Source organism: Microbacterium sp. NPDC086615, assembly GCF_040686055.1.
Classification (GTDB): Bacteria; Actinomycetota; Actinomycetes; order Actinomycetales; family Microbacteriaceae; genus Microbacterium.
The window spans coordinates 146,826-168,344 of the sequence record NZ_JBFBJJ010000007.1; the positions used below are offsets into that span (position 1 = coordinate 146,826).

Consider the following 21,519-nt stretch of genomic DNA (forward strand, 5'->3'; position numbering starts at 1 on the left):
GGTCGTTGGGCGGGGCTAACTGCTAATCTAGCAGGTAATTCACGAATTTAAATAAATACATGAAATGTTCATCGATCTGGCTATGCTCGAAGAGAGGCCAGCCGGGGCCGTGGGGGAGATCGACCATGCCAGATGCGTCATCCGTCCTCATCGAGGCCCTCGGCGAGTATGTCGAGGCGGGAAGAGATGCCCTGGTCGTCGCGCGAAAGTCGCTGGGTGTCAGCGAGTTGGAGGCGCGCGCGATCCGCAGCATCGGTGCTCATCCCGGCATCCGTCCCTCCCTGCTCCGAGAGCACCTCGACGTCACCTCGGCCGGCGTGACGACACTCGTGGATCGGCTGGTCGGACGCGGCGTGCTGCGCCGCGAGCTCGACGCCGAGGATCGTCGCGTGAACCACATCTTCCTCGAGGTCGATCTGGATGCCGAGCCGTGGTCGGCACTCGGGCGCTTCGAGACCGAGGTGTACGCGGCCATTCGCGCGGAGTCCTCGGAGATGTTCCACGGCTTCGCGGATCTGCTCCGCCGCGTCACCGCGCGGGCGCAGGCGCGGATCTGACGCGACCCGCCTCGAGGCGCACGATGTGCGTCGCGCAGGCGATGAGCGCCTCGTCGTGGCTCACGCAGACGACGGATGTGCCGCGTCGCGTCTCCTCCGCGATCGCCGCGCGGATCAGGCTGCCGCTGTGGGTGTCCAGTCCGGTGGTCGGCTCGTCGAGGAGCAGGAGATCCGCGCCGCTCGCCAGCCCCTGCGCGAGGAGCGCGCGCTGTCGTTGACCGCCCGACAGGGACGCGAAGGGATGCCGAGCGAGGGGCGTGATGTCGAGTCGCGCCATCGCGGCGTCGACGGCCTCGCGCTTCGCGGCTGACGTGCGGGGCCGAGGGGCGGGGCGTCCCCATGTGCCCACCGCGACCATCTCGCGGACCGTGAGGGGGAGGCGGTCGGAGACCGCGGCGCGTTGCGGGACGAAGGCGCGCGTGCTCCCGTGCACGTCGACCTCCCCTGCGGTCGGTCGTCTCGCGCCGGCGAGCACCTCGAGGAGGGTCGACTTCCCCGCGCCGTTGGGGCCGACGATCGCGGTGAGGGCCCCCGCGGTGATGTCGAGGTCGACGTCGTCGACGGCGCGGACGCCGGAGAACTCGACGCGGATGCCGCGAAGGGAGGCGGAAAGGGGGGTCATGGCATCCATTCTATGAGTTTGAGAATCGTTCTCATCGACGCTACGGTCGTCCCTCGTGTCCTTTCTCACCGATCCGTTCTCGTTCGAGTTCGTGCAGCGCGCGTTCTGGGGCGGGTCGCTCGTCGCGATCCTGTGCGGCATCGCCGGCACGTGGGTGATCGTGCGCGGCATGGCCTTCCTCGGTGAGGCCCTCGCGCACGGGATGCTGCCCGGCGTCGCGCTCGCGACCGTTCTCGGTGTGCCCGTCCTCCTCGGCGCCGCCGCCAGTGCGGTGGTGATGAGCCTCGGCATCGGGGCGCTGCAGCGCCGCGGACGCCTGTCGTACGACACGAGCATCGGTCTGCTGTTCGTCGGCATGCTCGCACTCGGCGTGATCGTCATCTCGCACGCCGGGAGCTTCGCGACGGATGCCACGGCCATCCTCTTCGGCGACATCCTCGCCATCGGGGTCGACGACCTCGTCGTGCTCACGGTCGCCGTCGCGCTCGGGGTGGTGACCGCAGTGGTCGCGCACCGAAGCCTCGTCGCGCTCGCCGTCGACGAGCGGGTCGCGCGCGTGCTCGGTCTGCGTCCCCGGCTCGCGCAGACCGCGCTCGTCGGGCTCGTCACGCTCGCCGTCGTGGCCTCCTATCAGGCGGTGGGCTCGCTCCTGGTCGTCGGTCTGCTCGTCGCCCCCGCGGTCGCGGCTCGCCCGTGGACTCACCGCATCCCCACCACGATGGCGCTCGCCGCGGTTATCGGAGTCGTCGCGGTCTTCGTGGGACTCGTGGTCTCGTGGCACGCCGCCACCGCGGCCGGCGCGACCATCGCCGCCACCGCCATCGCCGCCGCCGGGGTCTCCGGCGCGCTGCGCTCCGTCCTCTCGCCGCTCCGGCGCCGGGTCGTCTCGGCCGTTCCTGTTCCCGTCTGACCTAGAAAGCCCCCATGCTCCACCGCTCTTCCCCCCGTCTGTTCCTTCCCACCGCCCTCCTGCTCGTCGCGCTCACCGGGTGCGCGGCCCCGACGGCCCCCGCGTCCGAGCCCTCGCGCGACACCCACGGCGACATCGACGGCGCAGCGGAGCTCGCCGAGCCCGCGCTCGGCCTCACCTCGATCGACGGGGACGGGCGCGTGTCGCACCTCGATCTGCTCGACGAGACGACGGCCGATCTCGGCACCGTCCGCGCTCCCGTCGCGACGCACTCCGACGGGCGCTATCTCTTCTCGGCCGACGACGCCGGGGTCTCGATCGTCGACAGCGGCGTCTGGACCTGGGATCACGTCGACCACTTCCACTACTACCGCGCCGAGGCGCGGATCCTCGGCGATGTCGCGGGGGAGGGCGTCGCCACCGTCGCCACCTCGAACTCGTCAACGACCGGCGGAACGGGTCTGTTCTTCCCCGCGTCGGGAGAGGCCGTGCTCCTCGACACCGAAGCGTTGTCGAAGGGCGAGATCGCCGAGAGGTTCCGGTTGGCCGTCGAGCCCGGCCCCGGACTGGTCGTGCCCGCCGGGTCGTTCGCCGCGGTGGCCGCGGGCGACGAGGTCACGCTGCACGCCGCGGATGGCGCGGCGATGGGCGACCCGGTCGCCTGCGTCGATCCGGCAGGCACGATCACGACCCGCGTGGGGGCGGTGATCGGATGCCGGGACGGCGCTCTTCTCGTGACGGTCGAAGACGAGCAGCCCGTCGTCGAGCGCATCCCCTATCCCGCGGGAACGACCGCCCCGCGCGCGACCGCATTCGCCAACCGCGAGGGTCGACCCACGGTCGCCGGCGTCGCTGGCGGCGTGGGCGTGTGGCTGCTGGACACCCGCGAGCGCACCTGGACGCTGCTGCCGACGGCCGAGTCGGTCATCGAGGCGGTCGCGGTCGACGACAACGACGCGAACGTGCTCCTGCTCACGGCCGACGGCAGCGTGCGGGTGCTGGACGGGGAGACGGGCGCGGAGCGCGCGGCATCCGTCCCGCTCGTCGCAGCGAGTCTCGCCGCGGGGCTCCCGGTGAACCTGGTCGCCGACCAGCAGCGCGCCTACCTTAACGGCCCGGCCGAGAACCTTTTGTGGGAGATCGACTTCGCCGACGGGGCGCGCGTCGCCCGGGAGTTCGCCCCCGAGCGCTCTCCGCTGTTCTACGACGAGACGGGACGCTGACATGAAGAAGCTTCTCGCCGCCGCCCTGACCGGCGCGCTGCTCCTGCTGACCGGGTGTGCAGGGAGCGCGGGATCCGATCGTCCGCTCGTGGTCGTGACGACGAACATCCTCGGCGACGTCGTCTCGCAGCTCGTCGGCGACGACGTCGAGGTCATGACGCTCATGCGTCCCGGCGCCGACCCGCACTCGTTCGAGATCTCGGCGGCGGAGGCGGCGCGCATGCGCTCGGCCGATCTGCTCGTGGCCAACGGTCTCGGGCTCGAGGAGGGGCTGCAGCAGCACCTCGACGCCGCGGCGGCTGAGGGGGTGCGCACCTTCGTCGCGGGCGAGGCCGTATCGGTGTTGCCGTACACCTCGACCGACGCCGGCGGCGCCGACGATCCCCACTTCTGGACCGACCCGGCGCGAATGATCGCTGTCGTCGACGCGCTCACTCCCGTGCTCACCGACCTCGGGGGGACTGCCGTCGCCGAACACGCTGCCGCGTATCGCGCCGAGCTCGAGGACCTGGATGCCGAGATGACCGCCGCGTTCGCCGCGATCCCGGCCGAGCGACGCGCTCTCGTCACCAACCACCACGTGTTCGGCTACCTCGCCGACCGCTTCGGCTTTCGCGTGGTGGGGGCGGTGATCCCCGGCGGCACCACCCTGGCTGCTCCGAGTGCGAGCGACCTCGCCGATCTCGTCGCGGCGGTCGACGACGCGGGGGTTCCCACGATCTTCGCCGAGTCGTCGTCTCCCGACCGGCTCGTGCGCGCCCTCGCCGTGGAGGCGGACCGCGACGTCGAGGTGATCGAGCTGTACACCGAGTCGCTCACCGACGCCGACGGGGGCGCCCCCGACTACCTGACCATGATGCGCGTCAACACGGAGCGTATCGCCCGCGGTCTGTCGCCCTGAGCGACGGCCCCTCCCGAAAAGAAAGAGAAATCACATGCGCAGTTCTTCCTTCCGCGCGGGTCCCCTCCGCCGCGCGGGCCTGCTCGCGCTCGCGGTCGGCGCGACCGTCGGACTCACGGCGTGCGCCGGCGGTGCCGGCTCCGCCGCGCCCGCGTCGAGCGCCCCGGCTGACACCGGGACCCGCGTCGCCCTGTCGTACCCCGGCGGCATCGTCGTGCTCGACGGCGAGAGCCTCGAGACCCTCGCCGACGTCACCTCCGAGGAGTTCACGCGCCTGAACTCCGCGGGCGACGGCCGCCACGTCATGGTCACCACCAGCGAGGGCTTCCAGGTCCTGGATGCCGGGACCTCGGCCACCGAGCCCGAGCTCACCGACCTCGTGTTCCCGGCGTCCAAGCCCGGCCACGTCGTGACGCACGGCGGCAAGACGGTGCTCTACGCCGACGGCACGAGCGACTCGACGATCTTCGACACCGATGCCCTGCTGGCATCCACGGACGCGCTTCCCGCGGTCGAGACGATCCCCGGTGTCGAGGCGCACCACGGCGTGTCGATCGTGCTCGAGGACGGCTCGTTCGTCACGACCGTCGGCAACGCGAACGGTCGCACGGGCATCGTCGTGAAGGATCCGTCGGGGGCCACCGTCGCCGAGAACGCCACCTGCCCGGGCGTGCACGGCGAGGGAACCACCGAGGGAGAGGTCGTCGTCTTCGGCTGCGAGAACGGCGCGCTGATCTACGCCGACGGCGAGATCACCAAGGTCGACGCTCCGGACCAGCCCTACGGCCGCATGGGCAACATCTTCGTCACCGACACCAGCCCCCTCGTGCTCGGCGATTACAAGGACGACCGGGATGCCGAGGGCTACCTGCTGCACCGTGTCGCGGTGATCGACACCGAGGCGAAGACGCAGACCGTGGTCGACATGCCCGAGGGTGCCGAGTACACGTTCCGCGACCTCGCGCGCGGCCCCGGAGACCTCGGCTACGTCCTCGCCTCGGACGGCGCGATCCACGTCTTCGATCTCGAGAAGGGCGCGTTCACCGATTCGTTCCCCGTCATCGACGCGTGGGAGGGGCCCGTCGAATGGCAGGACGCCCACCCCGCCATCAAGGTGTCGGGCGACATCGCCTACGTGACCGAGCCCGCGAAGAACGCCGTGCACGCGGTCGATCTCACCTCGGGCGAGGTCGTGAAGAGTGCGACGCTCGACGTCACCCCGAATGAGATCGCGTTGACCCGCTGATCCTCACCGACCGCCCCGGTCGTACGCCACCTGCAGTGCCGCGCGCACCGCGCGTACGCCGGGGCGGTCGGCCGTTCCGCGCCGGACGGCCGTGAACACCTCGCGGCGCGGCTCGCCCGGCAGGTCGACCAGCCGCACCGCCGGGGCGTCGCCGGCGAAGACGAGGTCGGGGATCATGCCGACGGCGTGACCGGATGCCACGAGCCGCACGTGCGCGGTCAGGTCGGCCATCTCGAACCGCACGTCGGGCTCGAACCCGGCGGCTCGGCACTGCTGGGTCGCCCACTGCCGGGCGGCGGTCCCTACGGGTTCCATCACCCAGGCGCGGTCGCGCAGGTCGTCGAGCCGCCGCGCGGGATCGTTTCGGGAGACGGCCAGGCGGATGGCATCCCGCCCCAGCAGGCTCCGCTCGATGCCGTCGCGGTGCTCGCGCGTGTGGCCGGGGTACTGCTCGGCGACAGCGAGGTCGAAGCCGCGAGCGGCCACCTCGAACAGGCCCTCCTCGGGAGCGAGCTCGGCGACTTCGATGCGCATCCCCGGCTCGCTCTCGGCGAGGGCGTCGAGGGTGCGAGGGAGCAGGCCGTGGGCGGCGGACTGCATGACCGCGACGCGCACGGGCGCGAGGGACGGGCGAAGGCGTTCGAGCTCGGCCCGAGCGGCTTCGTCGGCGGCGAGCATGCGCGCGGCATGGGCGGCGAGGGCCGCGCCCTGCGCGGTGAGGCGGAGGCGGCGGCCGTCGGGCTCGAGTAGCGGGACGCCGGCCTCCTTCTCGAGGAGCGAGAGCTGCTGCGAGATCGTCGAGGGGCTGTAGGAGAGGGCCTCGGCGACGGCGGCGAGGGTTCCGCGGATCGACAGTTCGTGCAGCAGGCGGAGACGGCGCAGATCGAACATGGCATCCCTTCGCTTTCATCGAAGATAACCCATCACTATTGATCGCTTTTCCCGATGAGATGTGGGCTGCACACTGAGGCCATCCGAGGAAGGATCGCCATGTCGCTCACCGACCAGCACGCCCCCGCCACTCCCACCGAGCTCGTGTCTCCGCACGAGCTCGCCGACGAGGCGATCGCCCTCGTGCGCCGCTGGCTCGCCGAGAGTCGCGACGAGCCCGTCGACGTCTCGGCCGAGCGTCTCGCCGGCGTGCTGCGCGATCCGCACGGCCTCGACTTCACCGTCGGTTTCGTCGACGGTGTCGTGCGCCCCGAGGACGTGCGGGTCGCCGCGCGCAACCTCGCCGCGCTGACCCCGCTCATCCCGGGGTTCCTCCCGCTGCACCTGAAGGCCGCGATCCGCCTCGGCGCGTTCGCCGCGCCGATCCTCCCGCGAGTCGTCGTGCCCGCCGCACGCCTCGCGCTGCGTTCCATGGTGCGTCACCTCATCGTCGACGCGAGCGATCGCAAGCTCGGCGCGGCCATCACCGCGATCCGCGGCCGGGGCGACGGCATCCGTCTCAATGTGAACCTCCTCGGTGAGGCGATCCTCGGCAAGGAGGAGGCAGCGCGCCGGCTCGCAGGCACCCGCAAGCTCCTCGCGCGCGACGACGTCGACTACGTATCGATCAAGGTCTCGTCGACCGTCGCCCCCCACACGCCGTGGGCGTTCGACGCCGCCGTCGCCGATGCCGTGTCGGCTCTGCGCCCGCTGTACCGCGTGGCGAAGCAGACCGGCACCTTCCTCAACCTCGACATGGAGGAGTTCAAAGACCTCGACCTCACCCTCGCGGTGTTCGAGACCCTACTCGGCGAGCCGGAGTTCCACGGTGTCGAGGCCGGCATCGTGCTGCAGGCCTACCTGCCCGATGCCCTTGCCGCGATGACCCGCCTGCAGGAGTGGACCGCCGCGCGGGTGGCATCCGGGGGCGCGCCCATCAAGGTGCGCGTCGTCAAGGGTGCGAACCTGCCCATGGAGCGGGTCGATGCCGACGTGCACGACTGGCCGCTCGCGACCTGGCCGTCGAAGCAGGCGACCGACGCCTCTTACAAGGCGGTGCTCGACTACGCGCTCCGGCCGGAGCACACGAAGAACGTGCGGATCGGCGTCGCGGGACACAACCTGTTCGACGTCGCCCTGGCCTGGCTGCTGGCGGAGCGGCGGGGCGTCGCGGAGGGCATCGAGATCGAGATGCTCCTCGGCATGGCGAGCGCCCAACAGGCGGTGGTTCGTCGGACGGTGGGCTCGATCCTGCTGTACACGCCCGTCGTCCACCCGCAGGAGTTCGACGTCGCGATCGCGTACCTCATCCGACGGCTCGAGGAAGGTGCGTCGAGCGAGAACTTCATGTCGGCGGTGTTCGACCTCGAAACCCACGAGGCGCTGTTCGCGCGCGAGCGCGATCGCTTCCTGGCATCCCTCGCCGATATGCCTTCCGGCGTTCCCGCCTCGAACCGGGTGCAGGATCGCACCGCGCCCGCTGCTCCCGCGCCGACCCGGGGCTTCCGCAACACCCCCGACTCGGACCCGGCGATCGAGGCGAACCGGCGGTGGGCCGCCGGGATCGTGACGCGGATGCAGGGCTCTTCGCTGGGCATCGACACGATCGCGGCCCACACCGTCACCGACGAAGCGGCTCTGAACACATTGATTCAGGATGCCGCGGACGCCGCCGCCGCGTGGCACGCGCTCGGGGCCGACGGGCGCGCCGAGATCCTGCACCGCGCCGGCGATGCCCTCGAGGCGCGTCGCGCCGACCTCATCGAGGTCATGGGCGCCGAGTGCGGCAAGGTCATCGAGCAGAGCGACCCCGAGGTGTCGGAGGCGATCGACTTCGCTCACTATTACGCCGAGCAGGCGCGGGGTCTCGCCTCGGTCGATGGAGCGCGGTTCACCCCCGTCTGTGTGACCGTGGTGACTCCGCCGTGGAACTTCCCGGTGGCCATCCCGGCCGGCTCGACGCTCGCCGCCCTCGCTGCGGGCTCCGCCGTCGTCATCAAGCCCGCCGCCCTCGCCGAGCGTTCCGGAGCGGTGATGGTCGAGGCGCTGTGGGAGGCCGGCGTTCCTCGCGACGTGTTGAAGCTCGTGCAGGTGTCGGAGAACGACCTCGGCCGACAGCTGCTGACGCACCCCGCGGTGGAACGCGTCGTGCTGACGGGTGCCTATGAGACGGCCGAGCTGTTCCGCTCGTTCCGTCCCGACCTTCCTCTGCTGGCCGAGACGAGCGGAAAGAACGCCGTGATCGTCACCCCCAGTGCCGACCTCGACCTCGCCGCGAAGGACATCGCGATGTCGGCGTTCGGGCATGCCGGACAGAAGTGCTCCGCGGCATCCCTCGTCGTCCTCGTCGGCTCCGTCGCCCGCTCGCGCCGCTTCCGCGAGCAGCTCGTCGACGCGGTGACCTCGCTCGAGGTCGGGATGCCGTGGGACGAGGCCTCGCGCGTCGGCCCCCTCATCGAGCCCGCGCAGGGGAAGCTGCTCTCGGCGCTGACCACTCTGGAGCCCGGCCAGCGCTGGGTCGTCGAGCCGCGCCGCCTGGACGACGAGGGTCGTCTGTGGCGTCCCGGCATCCGCGAGGGCGTGCAGCCCGGTAGCGCCTTCCACCGGACGGAGTACTTCGGTCCCGTGCTCGGGATCATGACCGCCGAGACGCTGGACGAGGCGATCGACATCGTCAACGAGATCGAGTACGGCCTCACCTCCGGTCTGCACGCGCTCGACTCCGCCGAGATCGACACGTGGCTCGCGCGCATCGAAGCGGGCAACGTCTACGTCAACCGCGGCACCACGGGAGCGATCGTGCAGCGCCAGCCCTTCGGCGGATGGAAGAAGTCGGCGGTGGGTGCGGGAACCAAGGCCGGCGGCCCGCACTACCTGTTCGGGTTCGGATCGTGGACGGATGCCGAGAGCGAGGCCGTTGCGGGTCCGGACGCGCTCGCCGCCCCGGCGCTCGCCGCCGTGCCCGCCGCGGACCGTGCGTGGCTGGCATCCGCTCTCGCGAGCGATGCCTCCGCCTGGGCCTCGGAGTTCTCGCTCGCGCGCGATGTGACGGGGCTCGAGTCGGAGCAGAACGTGCTGCGGTACGCGGCGGTGCCGGTGACCGTGCGGGTGGAGGAGGCGTCGGAGACGACGCTGGTGCGGGTCGTCGCCGCGGGGGTTCGGGCCGGTTCCCCGGTCGTCGTGAGCTCCGCGCGAGAACTGTCTCCCGCGGTGCGTGCGTGGCTCGAGGGAGTGAGCGTCGGCTTCGCCGTCGAGGACGCCGCGGAGTGGGGCCGTCGCGCCGCACGTCTCGCGCGTTCGGGTGGCCGCGTGCGCCTGCTGGGTGGGTCGATCGCCGCGGTCGCGGAGGTCACCGGGGGATCGCCATCGGTGGCCGTCTACGCCGGCGACGTCACGCGCGCCGGGCAGGTCGAGCTGCTGCCCTTCCTGCGGGAGCAGGCCGTGTCGATTACCGCGCACCGCTTCGGGACACCGCGGCGGTATGCGGTGCCGCCGCTGGTGTCCGCCGGCTGAGTTCGCTAGCGTCCTCGGGTATTGCCGCGGGGCGTGTGCCGTCGGGCGTGTGCCGTCACGTGGCTCAAGCCGTGCCCGAGGCCGTCACCCGCTCGGCCGCACGTCGAACCGAGGCCGGAACGGGCGTCCCCTGCCGCGTCTGAGGCGACGTGACGGGGTCGCCCACGCTCATCCGCAGCGGTAGCGTGCCGGCCCACACCGAGCGGTCCTCACCGTCGTCGTCCTCCTCGACCATCGAACCGGCATTGTCCTTGACGCTGGCCACGGCGAGCGGGATACGCAGCACCATGGTCGCGGCCAGTTCTCGTCCCGTCATCGGTCGCACCTCGAGGCCGCGCCCCGGCATGAGGTGCTCCGAGAGCGTCAGGAGCGCCGCCTCTTTCTCGTCGGCGGGGACCACGGATGCCACCCCGTGCACCACCGCGCACCGGTATCGCATCGAGCTGTCGAAGAGGGAGCGCGCGTACTTCAGGCCCAGGAGGTGCGTCACCGTCACGCACACCGGCGCGCCGGCGGCGATGCGACGGAAGAAGTCGCTTCCCGTCGAGCCGTGGATGAGGAGGTCGTCCCCGTCGCGGCCGATGCCGATCGGAAGCGCCACGGGGCGATCGTCGCGCACGATAGCCAGGGTGGCGGAGAGGGCGCCGTCGATCACGTCGTACAGGGCCGCACGATCGGTGACCTGGTAGTGGGATTCGCGGCGGACGCGGGTTTGGGCGGTGAGAGGGAGGTCGGTCATTCTCCGAGTTCACTCGATCGACTGGTCTAGTACGTAGACCAATTCGTGCCGTTCCGCGTGGACCAGTGGCAAACTGTCGCGGTGATCTCCCTTGGCATCCTGGATCGGCGCTCCGCCGTGCCCCTGCATGAGCAACTCGCGCACGGCTTGCGAGCCGCCGTTCTGGACGGGCGCGTGAGCGGGGGAGAGCCGGTGCCCTCCACGCGAGCCCTCGCCGCCGACCTGGGGGTCGCCCGGGGAACGGTCGTGGCGGCGTATGAGATCCTCGCGGGCGAGGGCTACCTTCTCGCCACTCCGGGGGGAGGGACGGTGGTCGCCGATCTTGTAACCCGTTCGGCCGAGCGACCCGCGCCGACGGTGGTGCCCGCGGCCGCGTCGGACGATGAGGTCGATCTCAGTCCCGGCCGCCCCCGCACCGAGGGTCTCTCTGACGCAGCCTGGCGCTCGGCCTGGCGGCGGGCGGCCGCCCTCGACCCGGCGTCGGACGTCGACGACGCGCAGGGGTTCCCCGCCCTGCGCGCGGAGATCGCGAGGCACCTCGGGCGCACCCGCGGTCTCGGGGTCGCGGCGGACGACGTCATCGTCACCGCCGGCACCAGCGATGCGATGCTGCTGACCCTGCTCGCGCTCGGATCCGAGCGCGGTCGGGAGCGACTTCGCGTGGGCATCGAGGATCCGGGCTACCCTCGCGTGCGCATGGTCCTTCGGCGGCTCGGCATCGAGGCGGTGCCGGTCCCCGTACGGGTGGGATCCGGGCTCGATTTCGACGCCCTCGCTCAGCACCGCGATCTCGACGCGCTGATCGTGACGCCGAATCACCACTATCCGCTGGGAAGCCGACTGGATGCCGAGCAGCGGGCGATCCTTCTCGCCTGGGCCGCGGACGAGGGCGTGATCGTCATCGAGGACGACTACGACAGCGAGTTCCCGCACGGGCGGGCACCCCTGCCGCCCTTGGCGCTCCTGGATCCGTCCCGCGTGGTGCTGATCGGCAGCATGTCGAAGGTCCTGGCGCCGGCGCTGCGGTGCGGGTGGGTCGTTGCCTCCGGGGCGATGGGTGAGCGCATCCGCGCGACACGGGAGGACCTCGATCTCCCGGTCTCTCTCGTGCAGCAGCATGCGCTCGCGCTGTACCTCGCCGAGGGGGCGCTCGCCCGCCATACGGCCCGACGGCGGCGCGACTACCGGCATCGTCGGCAGCTGTTGCTCGAGGCGTTCGCAGGAGTGCCGGGAGTCCAGCTCGTGGCAACGGATGGCGGGCTGCACGCGGTGGTCCTGCTCCCCGGGCAGGGAGTCGACGCGGAGCCCGCGATCGTGGCCGGCGTGGCTGAGCGCGGTGTGCGGGTCGAACCCCTGTCGCGGTATGCGGCGGGCGCTGCGTCTGCGCCGCTTCCCGCGGGTTTCGTGTTCGGGTACGCCGAGCCGTCGACCGTCGTGTTGATGCAGGCGGTCGGCGCGATGATCGACGTCCTCCGAGCACATGTCGCGGGCGACGAAGGGGAAGAGGCGCGGTGACGGCCTGGCAAGACCTTCTCACTTCGGCTGCGGATACGCCCGTTCAAGGTTGTCGCTCTCGTTCAGAACGGTGCCCTGTCCGGCGGGGTCGACGTCCCCGTCGTGTGGCCCTCGCCCGCTCCGTCTGAGTCCGGGAGGAACATGATCCGCGGCGGGGGAGTCTCGGTCGTGCGCTGCCCGAGGGGACTGCGGAAGCGAAGCGTGCCGTCCGGCTCCTGAGTCACGCTCCACGCCGTCTCGGTCTTGAGGGTGTGATGCCGCACGCACAGGTGGCACAGGTTCGTCAGCGTGGTCGCGCCGCCGTGCTGTGCTTCGTGATTGTGATCGAGCTGGCACCGGGTCAGCGGTGCACGGCACCCCGGAGCGCGACAGTGCTGGTCGCGCGCAGCGAGGTAGCGGCGCTGGGCGGCGGACGGGCTGTAACGGTCGACCTCGAGCACCGTGCCCGTGACGGGGTCGCACAGGACGCGATCCCACCCCGGAGCGTGGGCAGCGAGGTGCCGTGCCGACTCCGGGTCGATGGGGCTTCGCCCGGCGACGGCCGCACCCGCGTCGGTGTGCCCGAGGAGCGTCAGCACGGGCACAGTGATCTGGACCTGAGCGCGAATCGCGCCGAGGCCGCCGGGACACGTCGCCTCGGTCGTCGGGTCGATCGTCGGAGTGGCCGTCAGGAGAAGGTCGGCGCAGAGATCGGCCCCGATCTGCGCGAGCGTCCGCTCGTCAGGGGAAACGCGCGGGGTGTCCGCCCGTGAAGAGGTCGCGCGATCGGCCGCTGTCGCGGTGTCACCGGGGAGCCCGCCCGTCGCGAGCTCGTCGGTTCCGCCATCTCCGGCCACCGCTCTGCTCGACGCCCGGATCACCGCGGCCCGTCGGCGAAGACGATCCCGGATGCCATAGGCCACGGTCGCGGACAGGATGACGCTCAGCTCGGCCATGCCGTCTGCGAGGTCGCGAACGCTTACGCCCCGCGCTCGTGCGGCCCGGGCATGCCGCGCCGTCATCCCCTCTGGCTGCACGCTCTCCGCGAGTTCACGCGCAAACGCCCGTACGCGCCCCGGGGAGTCTCGCTCCGCGCGGGAGAGAACGACCTTCTCCCACCCTCTCCTCGTCTTTTCGTCGTCGATGACGATCCCGGTCTCGAGCACCGCCTGAACATGTCGGAGTGTGATGCGTCCCGCTTCGAGCGCATCGACCGTGGAGCTGAATTTCTCGGTCAACGTGTGCGCGTCGTCGAGCTCTCGCTGGACGGTCAGGTCGTGCGACGTCGTGGCCACCGCGATCTCGAGAGCCGCCGAACGGATCGGCATCTCGCGTTCTCGGGAGGCGCGCGACCCTGAGCGGGCGACCTCCGCGAGTGCGATCTGCATGACCTCTGCTCGCCGCCGGATCAGCGTGGCCTGCAGTCGCGCGACATCGACGGTGACCGCCCGGATCTCGGCGACCAGCGCGCGGAGGCGGTCGCCGTCGTCGGGACTCGGCCCCGTGGGGGAGGTGGGAGCGTGGAGATCGGTCATGAACCAACTCTAGAAACTATGTTCGAATGTCTTCAGAGAACTCACCCCGCGGTCGCGCAATCTCACCCGCCCCTCCGCAAACACCTGGTCGCGAGCGCCGCGCCTCCGCAACGTCTGGCCCCGAGCGCCGCGCCTCCGCAACGTCTGGCCCCGAGCGCCGCGCCTTCGCAAACCCCCTGCCCCGAACGCCTCGCCCCCGGCAAACACCTGGCCCCCAGCGCCCCCCCACCCGCGTTCACCCCTCGAGAATCTCCAACGCCGCCATCGCCGCGTTCTGTCCCCCGATCCCGCTCACCGCGCCGCCACGCTGCGCGCTCGACCCGCACAGCAGCACGCGCGAGTGCGCCGTCGCGACGCCCCATCGCGCGGCCGGGGTGGCAACGGGCGCAGCAAGCCACGGCCACGACAGTCCGCCGTGGAAGATGTTCCCGCCGACCATGTTGAGCGATTCCTCGAGATCCGCGGTGGTGCGCGCCTCGATGCACAACCGCCCGTCCGGCGCCCGCAGGATGCAGTCCCGCAGCGGCTCGTCGAGCACCGCGTCGAGGGATTGCTGCGCTGCCGCCAATAGGCGCGCGCCGGCCGCGACGGGATCGGTGTCGTCGATGAGGCGATGCGGCACGTGAAGCCCGAAGAGCGTCAACGTCTGCGCTCCGCTCGCGCGCAACTCCTCGCCGAGGATCGACGGATCGGTCAGCGAGTGGCAGTAGATCTCGAGGGGAAGCGGATCCGGCAGCATCCCGCCCGTCGCCGCGACGAAGGCCGAGTCGAGCTGCGTCATGGTCTCGTTGACGTGGAACGTGCCCGCAAACGCCGCCTCGGGTGAGACGGAGCGGTCGCGAAGTCGGGGGAGCCGCGAGAGCAGCATGTTGACTTTCACCTGTGCTCCCTCCGGCTCGTCGACCGAGGTCGGTGTCCCGCCGGCCGTCAGGAGCCGCGCGAGCACCGCTTCCCCGACGCCGCTGAGCACGAGCGAGCCGTAGAAGACCTCGGGTCGATCGGTCACACCGTGCACTTCTCCGTCGGGGGAGACCGACACGACGTCGATGCCCGTGAGGATCTCGGCCCCGGCTTCGCGCGCGACCCGCTCGAGCTCGGCCGTGACGGCGCCCATCCCGCCCACGGGGACGTCCCAGTGCCCGGTCTCGCCGCCGATCACGTGATAGAGGAAGCACCGGTTCTGCGCGAGCGACGGATCGTCCGACGACGCGAAGGTCCCGATGAGTCCGTCGGTCAGCGCGATCCCGCGAACGAGGTCGCTCTCGAACGACGAGCGCAGCAGGTCGCCGAGCGGACGCGAGGTCAGCGCCGACCACAGCTCGTCGTCACCCACGCGGTCCCGAACCTCGTCCTCGGTCGGCAGCGGCTCCGTCATGGTCGGGAAGACCGCGCGCGCCAGCGGCGCCAGACGCTCCCCGAACGCCGCGTACCTCTCGGCGTCGCCGGCATCACCGAGCGTTCGGGTGAACGAGGCGGCGGTGGCCTCGGCATCCTGGGTGTCGATCAGGATCCCGCGCGATGGATCAGCCGGATCCGGCGTGTACGACGAGTACCGCCGACGCCGTAGGTCGATCCGCAGGCCGAGATCGTCGATGATCTTCCGCGGCAGCAGACTGACCAGGTACGAGTACCTCGACAGGCGTGCATCGACCCCCGCCCACGGCCGTTCCGACACGGCGGCGCCGCCCACGGCATCCGTTCGTTCGAGAACCACCACCGACCGCCCTGCCCGGGCGAGGTAGGCCGCGGCAACGAGGGCATTGTGCCCTCCTCCCACGATGACGACGTCGTACCGGCGAGTTTCCGAAGCGGTCATGCCCCCACGCTAACGACGGCGGCGGATTCGGCCGAGGGGGTGGCGCAGTAGCGTGGATGCCATGACCCTCGCTGCGGAACTACTCGACATCGCCACGCGCATTGCCCGAGAGGCCGGTGACCTCGCACGTCGCCGCCGAGAAGAAGGAGTGACGGTCGCCGCGACCAAATCGGCCGCCGCCGACATCGTCACCGCCGCCGATCGCGAGGTCGAGGCGTTCGTGCGCGCCGAGCTGGAGCGCGTGCGTCCGGGGGACGGGTTCTTCGGCGAGGAGTCCGCGGCCACCGAGAGCGCCACCGGCGTCACGTGGGTCGTCGACCCGATCGATGGCACCGTCAACTACGCCTACGGTATCCCGGCGTGGGCGGTCAGCATCGCCGCCGTCGAGGGCCCCGCGGATCCGGCCGAGTGGGTCGCGCTCGCCGGTGCGGTCTACAACCCCCTGACCGGCGAGATGTTCCGCGCCTCGCGCGGTGGGGGCGCCTGGCTCGGTGACACGCGTCTCGCGGTGACGAACGATGTGGGCGAGGCCGGGGGCCTCGTCGCCACCGGCTTCGGATACGACCCCGCCACGCACCCGCCCACTCTTGCTCAGCTCGGCCGGGTCATGCCCATCGCGCGCGACGTCCGCCGCATCGGGGCGGCCTCGCTCGACCTCGCCTCGGTCGCCGCCGGACGAATGGATGCCTATTACGAGAAGGGCACCAACCCCTGGGATCACGCGGCGGGGGCGCTCCTCGTCGAGGAAGCGGGTGGCATGCTCGGGGGCGCTCCCGGGGGCCGTCCGGGCAAGGGAATGGTCATCGCCGCGGGGCCCGCGTTCTTCCCGCGCCTGGAGGAACTCCTCGACTACGACAGGTGAGATCGGGGCCGCGCTCATGACATTCCCAGTCCCGTCGGGTTAGTCTGTTTACCCGATCGTTATTTTCGCGACCCGAACAAGCGGAAATGGCAGAAGCCCCGAAAGCCCGAAGCCGTCGCGCCCGCGACACGACACGAGAGCCATCGCGCGTTGCCGTCAGAAGCCCCAGAGACTGAGCCCGCCCGCACCCGGCGATCCAGTCGACCCACCGCCGTGCCCGCCTCGACCCCGCAGCTCACGCGGGCCGAGATGCGCCGCCGCACCGCCCCCGCCGCCCTGGACGAGTCGACTCCGGATGCCGCCACCCCGAGCGAGCCCGCTCCGGTCGATGCCGAGGTGGCCGCCCAGTCGGCCATGGTCGAGCAGGTTGCCGCGGCCGTCGTCGAGACCGTCATCGCCGCGACGATCGAGCCCACGCTTCCTCCCCGCCGACGGTTGAGCCGCGCGGCCGAGGCGACTCCGGCTTCCGAGCAGCGTTCCTCCGAGGCCGGCGTCGAGGTCCTGGCATCCGAGTCCTCCTCCGTCGACGCCGATGCCCTGTCGGTCACCGTCGTCGACGAGCGCCAGTCCGACGAGGGCGACATCGCGGTCATCCTGCAGAGCGCCGAGCCCGCGACCGCGACCACCCCGGTCACGCTGCCGACCTCTCCCATCACTCTTCCCGCCACGCGGCGGACCCGTCGTCGACTCGTGGCCCCCGCGGAGATCGCGGACACCGAGGCGTCGGAGCCGCAGCCCCAGACTGTGAAGCCCGAGGCCGCGAAGCCCGCGCAGGACGCGCCCACGGGCGCTTCTTTCGGTCCGGCCGCGGCCGCGCCCGCTGACAGCGACGTCGTCGACGAATTCGAGGCGGCCGCCCGCCTCTTCGCTTTCACCGGCGAGACCCCCGTGCAGTCGGCCCCCAAGGTCGCCGCCCCCACCCAGCCCGTCACTCAGGGGCTCCCCGTCGCCGCGGCTCCCCGCACGCGACGCAATGGCCGCCGCATCGCGGCCGCGTCGTTCTCGGTCGGTGTCATGGGTCTCGTCGGCCTGATGACCGTCGGCATGACCATGCCCGTGAGCGCGCTGGCTTCGGCCAGCGGCACCTCGAGCGTCACGGCGCCCGACACCACGCAGCCCGCGACCGTCACGCTCGCCGCCGGTGACACGTCGGGTGGAGACGTCGGCGACAGCCAGGCCATCCAGGCGTACGTGGCCCCCGCGGAGTCGCAGGCCGCCGTCGTCGACCGCGCCGATGACGGCTACCAGGCATCGACCTACGCGCAGATGGCCATCGACTCGGGCATCAAGTACCCCTCGAACTTCTACGTCAACAACCCGAACTCGCCCATCCAGTGGCCCTTCGCGGTCGGCGTGTCGATCTCGTACGGCTTCGGCATGCGCGACGGCGGCTTCCACGAGGGCGCCGACTTCGTGCCCGGCGAGGGTGCCCCCGTGCAGGCGATCGCCGACGGCACCGTCCGCATCGCGACCGAGCAGGGCGGGGCCTTCGGCGTCACCGTGCTGATCGACCACGAGATCGACGGTCAGCTCGTCTCGAGCCGCTACGGACACATGCAGTACGGCTCGCTGCAGGTGACCCCGGGCGAGCACGTGCACGTCGGACAGTTCCTCGGACGCACCGGCAACACCGGTCGCTCGTTCGGTGCTCACACGCACGTCGAGATCCTTCAGAACGGCACCACGCCGATCGACCCGATCGCGTGGCTGCGGCAGCACGCGGGAGGCTGACCGATTGGGGGATCGGGCCTCGGCTCTGATATCCTCTTCTAGTTGCCCGGAGAGATCCGGGTACGCCCCGATAGCTCAGTGGCAGAGCACTTCCATGGTAAGGAAGGGGTCGTCAGTTCAATCCTGACTCGGGGCTCAAGGCATCACTTTCGAACACCGGATGCCGTGCGGCGGGGTAGCTCAGTTGGTGAGAGCGCACGACTCATAATCGTGAGGTCGCGGGTTCAAGCCCCGCTCCCGCTACCAAACTAGTTTTACTCGAACAAATGACCTTGAGATAATGGTCTAGGCGTTCGGAATCAGAAGCGTCGGAGTTCTCTCCGGCGCTTTTTATGTTGACGGGGGTGCCGGGGCTGTTGAGTACCGCATCCCGGATGTCGGCGACGAGGGGCTGGAACTCCTTGGCGACATTGGGCCGGTGGCCGTCGTCGTCGACCCAGATGCGGGAGAAGAAGGCCGCGAGGAGCTTGCGCTTGACGGCACCCGTTGCTGCCGTGAAGAGGGCGTCAGGTCGGGCCATGAGGTCGAGGTAGCTGAGCACCATCTCAGTGTGCTGCTGGAGGGACTCGGTCGTGGTGTCGAGGCTCGTGCGGACTTCATGCTTCTTGATCTGCAGGTCGCGGAGTCGGGTTCGGAGTTTGTGGGTGGCGAGTGCTCCATCGGCGGCGAGGTCGACGAGGCGCTCTTCCTGGACATCAAGCTTCTTGAGCTCCTTCTGCAAGCGTGCGCGTTGGTCGGCGTGACGGGAGAGGACGTGGTTCAGTGCTGCCTGCACTTCCCCTTTGGCTTCGTCGATGGCGTCGGGGGAGAGACGGAGGCTGGCGAACTCGCGGGTGAGCGCACGTTCCAGTTCCGCTGTCGGGAGGTACGGCAGATCGCAGAGGCCGTCCTGGCGTCCTCGGCAGAGGAAGTACTCGTAGATCTGGTCCGCGTGGTTCTTGGCTTCGGCGAAGATGAGGCGGTGTTCGCGTCCGACGTCGTGGCAGCGGCCGCAGTGCAGCATGCCGCGGGCAAAGTGATTGTGGACGCGATCACGCTGTCCCCTCTTCACTCGAGCGTCGATGACCTGTTGGACGCGGTTGAAGAGGTCCGGGGTGATGAGTGCTTCGTGGCGGCCTGGGTAGACGTGTCCTTTGAAGGTGACCATGCCGAGGTAGTACGGATCGCGGAGGATCTGGCCAAGCTGACTGCGTGACAACGGCCGCTCGGGCCACTTGCTTGACTTGCGGGTCGTGAGTCCCTGCTCGGCAAGCAGGGCCGCGAGCTTGGTGGTGCTGTACTCGCCGGTCGCGTACTGCTCGAAGGCCCAGCGGATGAGCGGCGCGCGCTGTTCGTCGAGGCTGATTGTGTTGACGAGACGCCCGTCGAAGTCCTTGCGGTCATTGATGTAGCCGAGCTTCGCGCGGCCGACGGTGCCGCCGTTCTTCGCCTTGTTCAGCAGCTTCTGTTTGATGTCTTCCCCGCTCTGGCGAACCTGGACTTCGTTCATGATGTCGGTGACGGCTTCCATGGCTTCTGCCATGTAGCCGTCGCCGAAGTCTTCCTTCGCGGAGATCAGCTTCACGCCCATGCCTGCGAGGATGCGTTTTGTGATCGCGGCGTCGCCAGAGTTACGGAAGGCGCGGGAGCGCATGTAGATCACGACGTAGGAGACTTCGGGGTGCTCTTCGACGTACTGGAGGAGTTCGCGGAAAACCGGACGTTTGGCAATCGTCTGTGCGGAGTTTCCGGGCTCGACGAACTCTTTGACGACCGGTGCCTTCACGCGCTTGGCTCGTGCAAGGCAGGCCTCGCGCTGTGTGGCGATGGAATTTCCGTCCGCATCGATGTCGATCGCGGTGAACATCTGGCGCTGGGTGGATACGCGGAGGTACAGGACCGCCTGCCCCTGGATGCCGAGATCAAACTCAGGCGGGGCTGACCCGTCGAGCCCGAGCAGATGCTCCCAACCGGAGAACGAAGCCCGGCGTCGATTTGTTGTGCTTTGGCTCATGTGCCTCTCCTTTCTGCCCGCCTTCTGGGCGGACGTGGCTCCTTGATTTACGCTCACTTCACCTCTTAAGTCGAGATGTATGGGGACGTAGTTTTTGCATCACTGACCTGGGGAAAACTCTGTGGTTCTACTTGTTGAAGACGTGCCACCAGCCGTCGAGGTGGACGACGTCGTAAGTGTCGAGGATCTGCTTGTCGATCGCGGCGTGGTTCCAGGTGAGGTGGTCATCAGGGATGCCTTGTTCACTCATCACTTTCTCCAGTGCTTGCAGCCAGCCGAGTCCTTCGAGGACGTCGTGGCGGAACTGGGCGAAGTACTCCCAGGCGTCGGCGTAGCTTTCGTGGAACCGGTCGATGATCTCCGGGTCGGCCAGGTTGGTGTCGGCGAGCAGCAGGAACGCGGCGAAAGCGGCACCGTTCTCCTTCACCCCTTGGAGGATGCGCAGCTCGTCGTCGGGGTCGCGCAGGACGGACAGCGACCGCTCCACCGATGCCGCTGACTCGGGGCCGAAGGGGGCGTTGCCGTTGGAGTAGGACGGTTCGCGTTCTGGGTGCGGTGTTTCTGGGGTCATGGGGTCCTCCTCTCGTGATCGTCTGTTGTGGGTGCGTTGGAGCTGTCGGGGTCTTCCAGGACGCCCAGCAGCTCGTCCGAGGTGGTGCAGGCGAAGAGCCGGTTGTCGAGGTCCGGGGTGGCGTGGATGGCGGCACGGAGGCGGGCTGTGCGGGCCGTTGTGGGCAGGATCCAGAGCACGCGCGGGAACACCTCGTGTTCGGCTTGGGCGCGGCCGGTGGCCTTGTAGGCGGCGTAGGTGCGGCACTTGGCGAGCAGGACGGGGATGCTCTCGGTGCCGAGGTCGATCTCGAGGTACCAGTGGTCGTCGTAGTCCGGGGTGGCGAGGTGGATGTAGAGGTCGGGCTTGAGGATCCCGGCCGTGCCCGCTCGGGTCAGGAACGACCGCCAAGTGTCGGGCTCGAGGTCCACCCGCTCGACCTGGAACGCCCCGGTGCGGGCGAGGGCGACGAGGGCGACGTGCGTATCGGCGACGGCAAGGGTGTGCGCCAGGAAGGGCGTGGAGACGGAAGCGAAGCGGCGACGCCTCGCCCCTTCGGGTCGGGTGAGGCGTTCGCCGGCGGCGTCCAGGTACCAGATGGTGGCCGCGGAGCCGCGGGCGGTGCCGCCGACGCGTCGTTCGAGGCGTGCGATGAGCCGGTTGTGCATGAGTCGATGCAGGACACGGATGCAGGCGCGGGTGCCGGCGGTGAGGGTGGCGTGGTCGGCGAAGAACACGTCACGCAGGTGCGTGGTCGTGGCATACCGGTGCCGGTTCAGGAACGTCAGAATCTCCTCGTCACGGACAGACAGCTCGGTCCGCAGCACCACCAGTCGGGACGGTCCGGCTCCCGTGCGGGGCAGGCGCATCGTCATGGGCGTCCCCTCTCTGGCTGTG

At 70.0% G+C, this 21,519-nt stretch carries 17 protein-coding genes and 2 tRNA genes; 11 read left to right on the plus strand and 8 right to left on the minus strand.

Annotated features, from left to right (window positions below):
- Window positions 1-125 precede the first annotated feature (125 nt).
- Window positions 126-557, plus strand: a complete 432-nt coding sequence (locus AB0O24_RS09330) for a helix-turn-helix domain-containing protein (RefSeq protein ID WP_307385147.1) — start codon at window positions 126-128, stop codon at window positions 555-557.
- Here the strand turns inward: AB0O24_RS09330 and aztA are convergent.
- Window positions 529-1,179, minus strand: coding sequence for a zinc ABC transporter ATP-binding protein AztA (gene aztA, locus AB0O24_RS09335; protein WP_363374345.1), 651 nt, complete (start codon window positions 1,177-1,179; stop codon window positions 529-531). The genes AB0O24_RS09330 and aztA overlap by 29 nt on opposite strands.
- Window positions 1,180-1,234: 55 nt before the next feature.
- Between aztA and aztB the strand changes: the two genes are divergently transcribed.
- The 4 genes from aztB to aztD are packed head-to-tail and all read left to right on the plus strand — an operon-like array spanning window position 1,235 to window position 5,459.
- On the plus strand, window positions 1,235-2,089 hold the full coding sequence (aztB, locus tag AB0O24_RS09340) for a zinc ABC transporter permease AztB (protein ID WP_363374348.1): 855 nt from the start codon (window positions 1,235-1,237) through the stop codon (window positions 2,087-2,089).
- A 14-nt stretch (window positions 2,090-2,103) separates the two neighbouring features.
- Window positions 2,104-3,312 carry an ABC transporter gene (locus tag AB0O24_RS09345; protein WP_275799388.1) on the plus strand — a complete coding sequence of 403 codons (1,209 nt, stop codon included), beginning with the start codon at window positions 2,104-2,106 and terminating at the stop codon, window positions 3,310-3,312.
- A 1-nt stretch (window position 3,313) separates the two neighbouring features.
- Window positions 3,314-4,213 carry a zinc ABC transporter substrate-binding protein AztC gene (gene aztC / locus AB0O24_RS09350; protein WP_363374351.1) on the plus strand — a complete coding sequence of 300 codons (900 nt, stop codon included), beginning with the start codon at window positions 3,314-3,316 and terminating at the stop codon, window positions 4,211-4,213.
- 34 nt (window positions 4,214-4,247) lie between these two features.
- Window positions 4,248-5,459, plus strand: a complete 1,212-nt coding sequence (aztD, locus tag AB0O24_RS09355; protein ID WP_363374354.1) for a zinc metallochaperone AztD — start codon at window positions 4,248-4,250, stop codon at window positions 5,457-5,459.
- A 3-nt stretch (window positions 5,460-5,462) separates the two neighbouring features.
- Here the strand turns inward: aztD and AB0O24_RS09360 are convergent, their stop codons facing one another.
- The gene (locus tag AB0O24_RS09360) at window positions 5,463-6,350 is read right to left on the minus strand and encodes a LysR family transcriptional regulator (RefSeq protein WP_275799391.1); all 888 of its coding nucleotides are present in this window, start codon (window positions 6,348-6,350) and stop codon (window positions 5,463-5,465) included.
- A 99-nt stretch (window positions 6,351-6,449) separates the two neighbouring features.
- Here AB0O24_RS09360 and AB0O24_RS09365 point away from each other — a divergent pair, with 99 nt between their 5' ends.
- The gene (locus tag AB0O24_RS09365) at window positions 6,450-9,902 is read left to right on the plus strand and encodes a bifunctional proline dehydrogenase/L-glutamate gamma-semialdehyde dehydrogenase (protein WP_363374357.1); all 3,453 of its coding nucleotides are present in this window, start codon (window positions 6,450-6,452) and stop codon (window positions 9,900-9,902) included.
- A gap of 64 nt (window positions 9,903-9,966) precedes the next feature.
- On the opposite strand, the gene AB0O24_RS09370 is transcribed toward AB0O24_RS09365, so the two are convergent.
- Window positions 9,967-10,641 (minus strand): pyridoxamine 5'-phosphate oxidase family protein, encoded by a 675-nt coding sequence (locus AB0O24_RS09370; protein WP_363374360.1) that lies wholly within the window; start codon window positions 10,639-10,641, stop codon window positions 9,967-9,969.
- A gap of 81 nt (window positions 10,642-10,722) precedes the next feature.
- Between AB0O24_RS09370 and AB0O24_RS09375 the strand changes: the two genes are divergently transcribed.
- A complete protein-coding gene (locus tag AB0O24_RS09375; RefSeq protein WP_363374363.1) occupies window positions 10,723-12,156 on the plus strand; it encodes a PLP-dependent aminotransferase family protein in 1,434 nt (477 codons plus the stop codon).
- Between the two features lie 62 nt (window positions 12,157-12,218).
- On the opposite strand, the gene AB0O24_RS09380 is transcribed toward AB0O24_RS09375, so the two are convergent.
- Together AB0O24_RS09380 and AB0O24_RS09385 are read right to left on the minus strand one after the other, a co-directional pair.
- Entirely contained in the window at window positions 12,219-13,670 is a 1,452-nt protein-coding gene (locus AB0O24_RS09380; RefSeq protein ID WP_363374366.1) for a DUF222 domain-containing protein, read from the minus strand.
- A gap of 235 nt (window positions 13,671-13,905) precedes the next feature.
- The gene (locus AB0O24_RS09385) at window positions 13,906-15,486 is read right to left on the minus strand and encodes an NAD(P)/FAD-dependent oxidoreductase (RefSeq protein WP_363374368.1); all 1,581 of its coding nucleotides are present in this window, start codon (window positions 15,484-15,486) and stop codon (window positions 13,906-13,908) included.
- A gap of 61 nt (window positions 15,487-15,547) precedes the next feature.
- Here AB0O24_RS09385 and AB0O24_RS09390 point away from each other — a divergent pair, with 61 nt between their 5' ends.
- The 4 genes from AB0O24_RS09390 to AB0O24_RS09405 all read left to right on the plus strand — a co-directional run bounded on the left by AB0O24_RS09390 (window position 15,548) and on the right by AB0O24_RS09405 (window position 18,325).
- Window positions 15,548-16,348 carry an inositol monophosphatase family protein gene (locus tag AB0O24_RS09390; RefSeq protein WP_275799398.1) on the plus strand — a complete coding sequence of 267 codons (801 nt, stop codon included), beginning with the start codon at window positions 15,548-15,550 and terminating at the stop codon, window positions 16,346-16,348.
- A 213-nt stretch (window positions 16,349-16,561) separates the two neighbouring features.
- Complete coding sequence (locus tag AB0O24_RS09395) at window positions 16,562-18,079, plus strand: peptidoglycan DD-metalloendopeptidase family protein (RefSeq protein ID WP_275799399.1); 1,518 nt, start codon at window positions 16,562-16,564, stop codon at window positions 18,077-18,079.
- Between the two features lie 64 nt (window positions 18,080-18,143).
- Window positions 18,144-18,215: transfer RNA gene (locus AB0O24_RS09400), tRNA-Thr, on the plus strand.
- Window positions 18,216-18,248: 33 nt separating this feature from the next.
- Window positions 18,249-18,325: transfer RNA gene (locus AB0O24_RS09405), tRNA-Met, on the plus strand.
- On the opposite strand, the gene AB0O24_RS09410 is transcribed toward AB0O24_RS09405, so the two are convergent.
- The 3 genes from AB0O24_RS09410 to AB0O24_RS09420 all read right to left on the minus strand — a co-directional run bounded on the left by AB0O24_RS09410 (window position 18,282) and on the right by AB0O24_RS09420 (window position 21,497).
- Window positions 18,282-20,072: a recombinase family protein gene (locus tag AB0O24_RS09410; RefSeq protein WP_363374403.1), complete on the minus strand. Its 1,791-nt coding sequence runs from the start codon at window positions 20,070-20,072 to the stop codon at window positions 18,282-18,284. The genes AB0O24_RS09405 and AB0O24_RS09410 overlap by 44 nt on opposite strands.
- Window positions 20,073-20,199: 127 nt before the next feature.
- Entirely contained in the window at window positions 20,200-20,643 is a 444-nt protein-coding gene (locus AB0O24_RS09415) for a hypothetical protein (protein WP_363374371.1), read from the minus strand.
- Window positions 20,640-21,497, minus strand: a complete 858-nt coding sequence (locus AB0O24_RS09420; protein ID WP_363374374.1) for a replication-relaxation family protein — start codon at window positions 21,495-21,497, stop codon at window positions 20,640-20,642. The genes AB0O24_RS09415 and AB0O24_RS09420 overlap by 4 nt, the downstream gene beginning before the upstream one ends.
- Window positions 21,498-21,519: the final 22 nt, after the last annotated feature.

Excerpts from the sequence above, each read along its gene's own strand:
- AB0O24_RS09330 (WP_307385147.1), top strand. The coding sequence starts at position 126 with ATGCCAGATGCGTCATCCGTCCTCATCGAGGCCCTCGGCGAGTATGTC.
- aztA (WP_363374345.1), bottom strand. The coding sequence starts at position 1,179 with ATGACCCCCCTTTCCGCCTCCCTTCGCGGCATCCGCGTCGAGTTCTCC.
- AB0O24_RS09345 (WP_275799388.1), top strand. The coding sequence starts at position 2,104 with ATGCTCCACCGCTCTTCCCCCCGTCTGTTCCTTCCCACCGCCCTCCTG.
- aztC (WP_363374351.1), top strand. The coding sequence starts at position 3,314 with ATGAAGAAGCTTCTCGCCGCCGCCCTGACCGGCGCGCTGCTCCTGCTG.
- aztD (WP_363374354.1), top strand. The coding sequence starts at position 4,248 with ATGCGCAGTTCTTCCTTCCGCGCGGGTCCCCTCCGCCGCGCGGGCCTG.
- AB0O24_RS09360 (WP_275799391.1), bottom strand. The coding sequence starts at position 6,350 with ATGTTCGATCTGCGCCGTCTCCGCCTGCTGCACGAACTGTCGATCCGC.
- AB0O24_RS09365 (WP_363374357.1), top strand. The coding sequence starts at position 6,450 with ATGTCGCTCACCGACCAGCACGCCCCCGCCACTCCCACCGAGCTCGTG.
- AB0O24_RS09370 (WP_363374360.1), bottom strand. The coding sequence starts at position 10,641 with ATGACCGACCTCCCTCTCACCGCCCAAACCCGCGTCCGCCGCGAATCC.
- AB0O24_RS09380 (WP_363374366.1), bottom strand. The coding sequence starts at position 13,670 with ATGACCGATCTCCACGCTCCCACCTCCCCCACGGGGCCGAGTCCCGAC.
- AB0O24_RS09385 (WP_363374368.1), bottom strand. The coding sequence starts at position 15,486 with ATGACCGCTTCGGAAACTCGCCGGTACGACGTCGTCATCGTGGGAGGA.
- AB0O24_RS09390 (WP_275799398.1), top strand. The coding sequence starts at position 15,548 with ATGACCCTCGCTGCGGAACTACTCGACATCGCCACGCGCATTGCCCGA.
- AB0O24_RS09410 (WP_363374403.1), bottom strand. The coding sequence starts at position 20,072 with ATGAGCCAAAGCACAACAAATCGACGCCGGGCTTCGTTCTCCGGTTGG.
- AB0O24_RS09415 (WP_363374371.1), bottom strand. The coding sequence starts at position 20,643 with ATGACCCCAGAAACACCGCACCCAGAACGCGAACCGTCCTACTCCAAC.
- AB0O24_RS09420 (WP_363374374.1), bottom strand. The coding sequence starts at position 21,497 with ATGACGATGCGCCTGCCCCGCACGGGAGCCGGACCGTCCCGACTGGTG.